This window comes from Nonomuraea sp. NPDC001684 (genome assembly GCF_053596515.1).
The window spans coordinates 1-9181 of record NZ_JBSFGJ010000374.1 but is presented as its reverse complement, the minus strand read 5'-3'; the positions used below and the strand labels follow the sequence as shown (position 1 = coordinate 9181).

7 protein-coding genes are annotated in these 9181 nt (G+C 74.0%); 1 reads left to right on the top strand and 6 read right to left on the bottom strand.

The window, feature by feature from the left end; genetic code table 11:
- The 3 genes from ACWCSD_RS40175 to ACWCSD_RS40165 form a co-directional block, all read right to left on the bottom strand.
- A partial coding sequence (locus ACWCSD_RS40175) for a M50 family metallopeptidase (protein WP_449922731.1) occupies positions 1 to 812 on the bottom strand: 812 nt, incomplete at its 3' end.
- A 46-nt stretch (positions 813 to 858) separates the two neighbouring features.
- Positions 859 to 1704 (bottom strand): universal stress protein, encoded by an 846-nt coding sequence (locus ACWCSD_RS40170; protein WP_397159955.1) that lies wholly within the window; start codon positions 1702 to 1704, stop codon positions 859 to 861.
- Between the two features lie 40 nt (positions 1705 to 1744).
- Positions 1745 to 2584, bottom strand: a complete 840-nt coding sequence (locus ACWCSD_RS40165) for a universal stress protein (RefSeq protein ID WP_397159953.1) — start codon at positions 2582 to 2584, stop codon at positions 1745 to 1747.
- Between the two features lie 222 nt (positions 2585 to 2806).
- Between ACWCSD_RS40165 and ACWCSD_RS40160 the strand changes: the two genes are divergently transcribed.
- The gene (locus tag ACWCSD_RS40160; RefSeq protein ID WP_387676475.1) at positions 2807 to 3718 is read left to right on the top strand and encodes a universal stress protein; all 912 of its coding nucleotides are present in this window, start codon (positions 2807 to 2809) and stop codon (positions 3716 to 3718) included.
- A 10-nt stretch (positions 3719 to 3728) separates the two neighbouring features.
- Here the strand turns inward: ACWCSD_RS40160 and ACWCSD_RS40155 are convergent, their stop codons facing one another.
- The 3 genes from ACWCSD_RS40155 to mgtA all read right to left on the bottom strand — a co-directional run.
- Positions 3729 to 4439 (bottom strand): universal stress protein, encoded by a 711-nt coding sequence (locus ACWCSD_RS40155; protein WP_397159951.1) that lies wholly within the window; start codon positions 4437 to 4439, stop codon positions 3729 to 3731.
- Between the two features lie 133 nt (positions 4440 to 4572).
- Positions 4573 to 6858 carry a phosphoketolase family protein gene (locus tag ACWCSD_RS40150; RefSeq protein ID WP_449922728.1) on the bottom strand — a complete coding sequence of 762 codons (2286 nt, stop codon included), beginning with the start codon at positions 6856 to 6858 and terminating at the stop codon, positions 4573 to 4575.
- Between the two features lie 42 nt (positions 6859 to 6900).
- On the bottom strand, positions 6901 to 9181 hold a 2281-nt coding region (gene mgtA, locus ACWCSD_RS40145; protein ID WP_449922726.1), incomplete at its 5' end, for a magnesium-translocating P-type ATPase.

Sequence of the window (9181 nt, the reverse complement as noted above, 5' to 3'; positions counted from 1 at the left end):
CCGAGCACCACCGCGTCGACCAGCCCCTGCACGGTCAGCCACGCGGGGGCCAGGTCCGGCGTGGCCGTCATGACGTCCCGCACCAGCACTCCCCCGAGGCCGCGCCGGGCCGCCCTGCTCATGATCTCGCCGCGGGCGGCGCCCGCGATGTACCAGCCGGTGATCACCACCCACATCCCGCCCAGCGGGTTCCACACCCAGATCACGACGAACCCGGTGAAGGTCAGCGCCATGCCGATCGCGTAACCGGCCCGCGCGGCGCCGGCGTCGGCGCGGGCGCGGTCGCCGTGGCGGCTCCACATCAGGCCGTGCAGCACCCGCCCGCCGTCGAGCGGGCTGCCGGGCAGCAGGTTGAACACGCCCAGGACGAGGTTCATCATGGCCAGCCACGCCGCGGCGGCCCTGGGCACGCCCGGCGGCAGCACGGCCGTGACTCCGAGGGCGAGACCGCCCAGCAGCAGGCTCGCGGCGGGGCCGGCGGCCGCCGTCACCACCTCGGCCCCGGGCGTCCGCGCCTCGTCGCGGAACTGCGTGACGCCGCCCAGCGCCCAGAGGGTGACGGACTCCACCTCCATGCCGCACCGCTTGGCCACCAGCGCGTGCGCCAGCTCGTGCGCGAGCAGGGACACCATGAGCAACAGTCCCGTGAGCGCGCCGGCGACCCAGTACGTCGTCCGGCCCGCGCCCGGGGCGGCGACGGCCAGGACCCCGGAGCCCAATCCCACCGCCACGAGCGTGACGATGGCCAGCGCGGACCAGTGAGCGCCGACGGGGATGCCCGCCACCCGTCCGAAGCGCAGGGTTTGCCTCATACTTCCAGCTTGCATGCTTCTCGACCCTCCTGACCAGGGACGACCTCTACGGGCGGACCACCGCGACGGCGCAGCGGGCGTGGTGCAGCACTCCCCTGCTGACCGAGCCGAGCACCAGCGAGCCGAACGTGCCCCGCCCGTGGGAACCCACCACGATCAGATCGCAGGGGGCGCCGGTGAGCGCCTCGACCGGATGCGCGCTCTGGACGTCCTCCACGACCGTCACCTCGGGACACCTCTCCCGCCATCCGGCCGTCCGGGCGCGGACCGCCTCGTGCTGGGCGGCGCGGACCTCGTCCAGGTCGTAGGCGATCTCGGGGGCGAAGGCGTGCACGGGGATCTGCCAGGCGCGGATCAGGCGCAGCCGGGCGCCGCGCAGCCTGGCCTGCTCGAAGGCGTAGCCGATGGCCGGCTGGCAGACGTCGGAGTCGCCGATCCCGACGCCGATCTCGCCGACCGGCCCGCCGCCCTCGGCGCGCACCACCACCACGGGACAGGCGGCGTGCCCGGCCACGTGCGTGGTCACCGATCCCAGCAGCGCGCCGGCGAAACCGCCCAGCCCCCGGTTGCCGATGACCAGCTCGTCCGCCTGCCGCGCCTGATCCAGCAGGACGGCCGCGGGCGTCCCCTCGACGACCTCGGCGTGCAGCCGCACCGACGGCTGCCGGGCGCGCGCGGCGGTCTCGGCCGCCTCCAGCACCTTGGCCGCCGCCAGCAGCAGGTAGTTGCCCTGGCCGTAGTCGGGGAACCTGGTGACGGCGTACGGCTGCCGGTCCAGGGCGTGCACGATCCGCAGCTGCGCGCCCGTCCGCGCGGCGTCGTCGGCGGCCCAGCCGACCGCCGCGGCGGCGGGGGCCGAGCCGTCGGCTCCCACCACGATCACACCGGCCATGACGCCCCCTCGTCCGACACTCCGAACACCTCCGGTCCCGTCATCCCTTCTCCGCGCGCGGCCGTACCACCGCCACCGGGCAGGCCGCGTGATGCAGCACGCCGTGGCTCACCGAGCCGAGCACCGCGGAGGAGAAGCCGCCCCGTCCGCGCGAGCCGACCACGACGAGGTCCGCGGCGGCGGCCGCCTCGGTGAGCGCGGCCACGGGGTGCCCGCGCACCTGCTCGTCGGTGATCTCGACGTCGGGGTTCTCGCTCCGGCACGGGTTCACCCGCGCCTGGGCCGCCCTCGCCTCCTCCTGGAAGGAGTCGGCCAGCAGGTGGCTGTAGGCCGCCCAGTACGGCGAGACCGCGGGCGCCTGCCAGGCGTAGACCACGTGCAGGCGGGCGCGGCGCGCACGGGCCTGCTCGACGGCGTACGCCATGGCCTGGCGGGACCCCGCCGAGCCGTCGTCGCCGGCCACCACCAGGTCGTGCCGGACGGCGACCACCCCGCGGACGACCACGACGGTCCCCGCGGCGTGCCCGGCCACCGCCCGGCCCACCGACCCCAGCACCATGCCGGCGAAGCCGCCCATGCCCCTGCTGCCCAGCACCAGGCTGTCGGCCGTGGCCGATTCGACGATCAGCGCGTCGATCACGTTGCCCGCCAGCATCTCGGCTGTGACCTCGACGCCCCCGCCGATCGCGCGGGCCCGGCCGGCGGCCGCCTCCAGCGCGCCCAGGCAGTACCGGGCGCCGTCCACGCCGAGCACCCACTGCTCGCACACGTGCACGAGCCGGAGCGGCAGCCCTCTGCGCTGGGCGTCGCCGGCGGCCCATTCCACCGCGGCGGTCGATGACGCGGAGCCGTCCACCGCGGCCACGATCCGTCCGCGCATCTTCCCTCCTTCGCGCCTTCGACGTCCCCATACCCGCCATAACGGATACAAGGGGCGCAAACACACCAAAAGTCGCCGCTGTCCCCTCCAACTTCGGGACCCGGCGCGCGACGGGCAAGCAGGCTAGGCCAAGACTTTCCTCCCCTGTGGGGCTCGTCCCGCCGGTCCAGGGAAGGCTCATCCGCGCAGGTAACCGGACAGAATCCGCTCCCGGAGGCGGCAGTGATCGACGCCCACGCCGGCCGGCCCGTGCTCGTCGGGTACGACGACTCGACCGAGAGCCGCCACGCGCTGCACTGGGCGGTCGCCGACGCGCGCCTGCGCGGGCTGCCCGTCCTGGTCTGCCACGCCCTGCACTGGCCCTACGCCCCCAGACCCGTCGCCCAGGAGATCATGCGGCACGTCGAACCGGTGGCGCTCGGCGTCGTGGACGAGGGCGTCCGGCGGGCCAGGGAGCTGGCGCCGGAGCTGGACGTGCAGCCGCTCCTGGGCCGGGGCACCCCCTCGGCGGTGTTGCTGGAGGCCGCGCGCGAGGCGGAGCTGACGGTGCTCGGATCGCGCGGGCAGGGCGGGTTCGAGGGGCTTCAGGTGGGGTCGGCCGCCGTCCAGGTGCCCGCGCACAGCGTCACGCCGGTCGTGGTCGTCCGGCCGCCGCTCCAGCCGCCCACCCGCCAGGACGTCAGGATCGTGGCCGGCCTGGACGGCTCACCCGCCAGCCTGGCCGCCTTCGACCTCGCCCTGGACGAGGCCGCCCTGCGCGAGGGCACCGTGACGGCCCTGTGCTGCTGGGCCGACTGCGGGTCGTCGTCCTGGCAGGAGCCGCTGCCCTTCGTGGACTCGCACGCGCTGCGCAAGGGCGCGGAGAACCGCTTCCGCGAGGTCGTCTCCCACCTGGCCCGCAGACGCCCCGAGGTGACGGTGGTCACCGAGTTCCTGACCGAACGCCCCCAGCGCGTGCTGATCGAGGCCTCCAAGGACGCCACGCTCCTCGTGCTCGGCAACCGGGGGAACGAGGCCCCTCCCTGCCTGCTGCTCGGAGCGGTGACGCAGGCCGCCCTGCTGGAGTCCAGGTGCCCGGTCGCGGTGGCGCCCGCGGCCGTGCTGAACCCGCGGCTGCCGCCCGCGTCCGGGTGACGCGGGGAGCTCAGGGGCGGTCGCCCGGCACCACCGCGACCGGGCAGGGCGCGTGCTGCGGCAGTGAACTCGCGGTGCCGAGATGCGCGGCCCGCGGCCGGCCGACCACGACCAGCGTCGCCCGCTCGTGAGGCTCACCCTGCTCGACCTGGACCTCCGGACGGCGAGCCGCCCACTCCCCCAGGTCGGCGGAGGCCGCGAGCGGCAGCCCGCGCAGGGCCGCCTCGGCGAACGCGAACTCGACGACCGCCGCGTCCGGCTCCCGCTCGGCCAGGACGACCGGGCCGGGACGGGTGGCCTTGGGCAGCGGCCCCGGCCCGCGTACGACGATCACCGGGCACTCGGCGTGCGCGGCGGCGTACCCGGCCACCGAACCGACCACCACCCGGGGCAGCGCGCTCAGCCCCCGCGAGCCGACCACGACGAGCGTGGCGTCGGCGGACAGCTCCACCAGCCGCTGGGCGGCCGGGCCCTCGTACAGGTCGGTCTCCACGCGGACGCCCGAGCTGGTGGAGCGGGCGCACTCGGCGCCGTGCCACAGGACGTGCTCGGCCGCCTTGCGCAGGTGGGCCTTGGCCTCCTCCTCCGCCTCGCCGTACGGCCATTGCCAGGCGTGGACGACGGTCAGCGGCAGGTTCCTGAGCTCGGCCTCGTCCAGCGCCCAGTCCAGGGCCTGGACGGAGAAGTCCGAGCCGTCGTAGCCGAGCACGATGCGATCCATGTCCGTGATCCCTTCAGACGTCGCTGAAAGTCAGCCTCGGTCCCGCGAGGCCGGCCACCCGTGGTGCGGCGGCCCGTCTTGACGGGACCTTGGCTCTCCTTTTCCGGCCGCGCGGGCCGGCGTCCTTCGCGCGTCACCAGGTCCAGTCGCGGACGGCGGGGGCGTCCTCGCCGTGCTCGCGGGTGTGGGCGCGGGCCGCCAGCCGGGCGTCGGCCATGCGCTGGCGCAGGTGCGCCTGGGTGGCGCCCAGGCCGGGCACCCGGTCGATGACGTCGATGACCAGGTGGTAGCGGTCGATGTCGTTGAGCATGGCCATGTCGAACGGCGTGGTCGTGGTGCCCTCCTCCTTGTAGCCGCGCACGTGGATGTTGGCGTGCCCGGTGCGGCGGTAGGTGAGGCGGTGGATGAGCGAGGGGTAGCCGTGGAAGTTGAAGACGACCGGCCTGCCGGTGGTGAACAGGGCGTCGAACTCGGCGTCCGGCAGGCCGTGCGGGTGCTCCGACGGCGGTTGCAGCCGCATCAGGTCCACCACGTTGACGACGCGCACCTTCAGCTCGGGCAGGTGCTCGCGCAGGATCGCCGCGGCGGCCAGCGTCTCCAGGGTGGGCACGTCGCCCGCGCAGGCCAGCACGACGTCCGGCTCGGCCCCCTCGTCCGAGGACGCCCAGGGCAGGACGCCGAGGCCGCGGGTGCAGTGGGCGACGGCCTCGTCCATGGTGAACAGGTCCAGCACCGGCTGCTTGCCCGCCACGATCACGTTGACGTAGTCGCGCGAGCGCAGGCAGTGGTCGGCCACCGACAGCAGGGTGTTGGCGTCCGGCGGCAGGTAGACCCGGACGACATCGGCCTTCTTGTTGACCACGACGTCGAGGAAGCCGGGGTCCTGGTGGCTGAAGCCGTTGTGGTCCTGCCGCCACACGTGCGACGAGAGCAGGTAGTTGAGCGAGGCGACGGGCCGCCGCCAGGGGATCCTCTTCGCCGACTGCAGCCATTTGGCGTGCTGGTTGAACATGGCGTCGATGATGTGGATGAACGCCTCGTAGCAGTTGAACAGGCCGTGCCGGCCGGTCAGCAGGTAGCCCTCCAGCCAGCCCTGGCACAGGTGCTCGCTGAGCACCTCCATCACCCGGCCGCCCGGCGCCAGGTTCTCGTCCGTGGGCTCGACCTCGGCGTTCCAGGCCCGCGTGGTCGTCTCGAAGACGGCCTGCAGCCGGTTGGAGGCGGTCTCGTCCGGGCCCATCAGCCGGAAGTCGTGCGGGTTGGCGGCGATCACGTCCCGCAGGAAGGCGCCCAGCACCCGGGTCGGCTCGGTCGACTGCGCCGCGGGCGACTTGACCTCCACCGCGTGGTCGCGGAAGTCGGGCAGCGCCAGCGGGCGCAGCAGCTCGCCGCCGTTGGCGTGCGGGTTGGCGCTCATCCGCAGCGGCCCCTCGGGGACCGTCCCCAGCAGGACGGGCGCCGGGCGGCCCTCGGCGTCGAACAGCTCCTGCGGCCGGTACGAGCGCATCCACTCCTCCAGCATGGCCAGGTGCGCCGGGTTGTCGCGGACGCCCGACAGCGGCACCTGGTGGGCCCGCCAGGTGCCCTCGACCGGCTTGCCGTCCACCTCGCGCGGGCCGGTCCAGCCCTTCGGCGTGCGCAGGACGATCATGGGGAGGCGTTCCAGGCGGCCTTCCTTGTAGGCGGCGATCTCGTCGAAGACGGTGTCGAGCGTGCGCGCCATCTCTTCGTGGTCGGGGCCGACGAGGTGGGGGCGGTAGCCGTACCCCTCCATGAGCTTGACCAGCTCGTCCTGGGGGATGCGGGCCAGCACGGTCGGGTTGGCGATCTTGTAGCCGTTCAGGTGCAGGATCGGCAGGACGACGCCGTCGCGGTAGGGGTCGAGCAGCTTGTTGGAGTGCCAGCTCGCGGCCAGCGGGCCGGTCTCGGCCTCGCCGTCGCCGACGACGCAGGCGACCACCAGGCGCGGGTTGTCGAAGGCCGCGCCGAACGCGTGCGCGAGCGAGTATCCCAGCTCGCCGCCCTCGTGGATGGAGCCGGGCGTCTCGGGCGCGACGTGGCTGGGGATGCCGCCGGGGAAGGAGAACTGCCGGAACAGCCGGCGCATCCCGGCGGCGTCCTGGGAGACCTCGGGGTACTTCTCCGAGTAGGAGCCCTCCAGCCAGGCGTGCGCGACGGCGGCGGGCCCGCCGTGGCCGGGACCGGCGATGTAGATCATGTCCTGCCGGCGTTCGGCGATGATCCGGTTGAGGTGGGCGAAGCAGAAGTTCAGGCCCGGGGTGGTGCCCCAGTGGCCGAGCAGCCGCGGCTTGACGTGCTCGGGGCGCAGCGGCTCGGTGAGCAGCGGGTTGTCCAGCAGGTAGATCTGCCCCACGGACAGGTAGTTCGCCGCGCGCCAGTAGGCATCGATGTGCTGCATCGTCGTCATGATGACGATGATTTCCGGCTGCGCTCCCGCGCCCTAGGGACCTTGGTCCCCTTCTCGGGGGGCGGAGGGCGGACGTCCGGCGGCGAGGGCGGCGGCCACCGTGCTGAACCGGTGGGCCCTGCGGTGCGTCGGGTGGGCGGCGGTGCGCCCGCCGCCGGCCAGGGTCTCCGGCGCCGCCCGGTAGAAACGGCGCTTGGCCAGCTCGACGAGGGCCAGGTAGGCGACCACCATCAGGCCCAGCACCGCGAAGAACGGGCCGGGCAGCGGCTGGAAGCCCAGGGCGCCGGCGAGCGGGGTGACCGGGATGACCGCGCCGAGCACCACGACGCTCAGGGCGGCGACCGTCAGGGGCAGGCTCGGACGGCTGCGGAAGAACGGCACCCGCCTGGTCCTGATCGCGAAGACCACCAATACCTGGGTGGCCAGGGACTCGACGAACCAGCCGGTGCGGAACAGCGGCGGCCCGGCGTGCAGGACGCCGAGCATGACGGCGAAGGTGGCGAAGTCGAACAGCGAGCTGACCGGCCCGAAGAACAACATGAACCGCCGGATGGACGCCACGTCCCACCGGGACGGGCGCCGCAGCTGCTCGGGATCGACGTTGTCGGTGGGGATGGCGAGCTGGCTGGAGTCGTAGAGCAGGTTGTTGAGCAGGATCTGGGACGGCAGCATCGGCAGGAACGGCAGGAACGCCGAGGCCGCGGCGGCGGAGAACATGTTGCCGAAGTTGCTGGACGTCCCCATCAGCACGTACTTCATGGTGTTGGCGAAGATCTGCCGGCCCTGGATGACGCCGTCGGCCAGGATGGCGAGGTCCTTCTCCAGCAGCAGCACGTCGGCGGCGTCCTTGGCGACGTCGGTGGCCGCGTCGACGGAGATGCCCACGTCGGCGGCGTGCAGCGCGAGCGCGTCGTTGACGCCGTCGCCGAGGAAGGCCACGTCCAGGCCGTTGCGCCGCTGGGCCCGCACGATGCGCGCCTTGTGCTCGGGGCTGACCCGGGCGAACACGACGGCCTGCTCGATGAGCGCGGCCAGCCGGGAGTCGTCGGCGGCCTCGACGTCCTGGCCGGTCAGCACCCGCCCGCCGGGCAGGCCGAGATCGGCGCACAGCTTGGCCGCGACCGCGGGGTTGTCCCCGGTGAGCACCTTGACGGTGATGCCGAGGCCGGCCAGGCGGCGCAGCGCCTGCTCGGCGCCGGCCTTGGGCGGGTCGAGGAAGACCAGCAGGCCGCGGAAGGCGAGGTCGTGCTCGTCGGCCTGGCTGAGGGTCGTCCGGCGGGCGGCGTCGCCGGTCAGCCGCCGGGTGGCCACCGCCACCACCCGGTTGCCGGCGGCGAACTCGGCCTCCAGCACGGCCCTGGCCCGGTCGGCGACCGGGGTGCAGCGCGCCAGCACGGCCTCCGGAGCGCCCTTGGTGACGATCATCCGGCCGTCGTCGTCCTCGACCAGGACGGAGGCGGTTCTGCGTTCGTGGTCGAAGGGCACGACGGCCAGGCGCCGGCCGGGCGGTCCGGGCCGGAGCGCGGCGGCGGCGGGCGCGTCCCACAGGGCGACGTCCAGGGGGTTGCCGCTCGCCGAGCGGCCCGGTTCCCCGTCCTGGCCGCTGACGACGGCCTCGTTGCAGAGCAGGCCCAGCTCCAGGACGCGGTCGTCGGGGCTGCCGTCCGGCCCGAGTGAGCGCGTGAAGCTGATCCGCCCCTCGGTCAGGGTTCCGGTCTTGTCGGTGAACAGCACGTCGACGTCGCCCAGGTCCTCGATGCAGACCAGCCGCTTGACCAGCACCCGGTGCCGGGCCAGCCGGTGGGTGCCGGCGGCCAGGCTGGTCGAGACCACGGCGGGCAGGAGCTGCGGGGAGATGCCGACGGCGATCGCCAGCGAGAACAGCAGCGCGTCCAGCACCGGGCGGTGCAGCACGAGGTTGACGACGAAGATCCCGGCGGTGAGCGCGGCGGCGACGCGCACCAGCAGCATGGAGAACCGGCGCAGCCCGATCTGGAACTCGGTGTCCGGATGACGGTCGCCGAGCCTGAGCGCGATGCGCCCGAACTCGGTCCGTCCGGCGGTGGCCACCACCACGCCGGCGCCGGACCCGGCGTGCACGACGGTGCCCATCAGCGCGCAACTGGCCAGCTCGGCCAGCGCGCGGTCCGGGCCGACGGGCTCGACGGCCTTGGCCACCGGCAGCGACTCGCCGGTCAGCACCGACTCCTCGCACTCCAGCCCCGCCGACGACACCAGCCGCAGATCGGCCGGGACGATGTCGCCCAGCCGCAGCGTGACGACGTCGCCCGGGACCAGCGTGACCACGTCCACC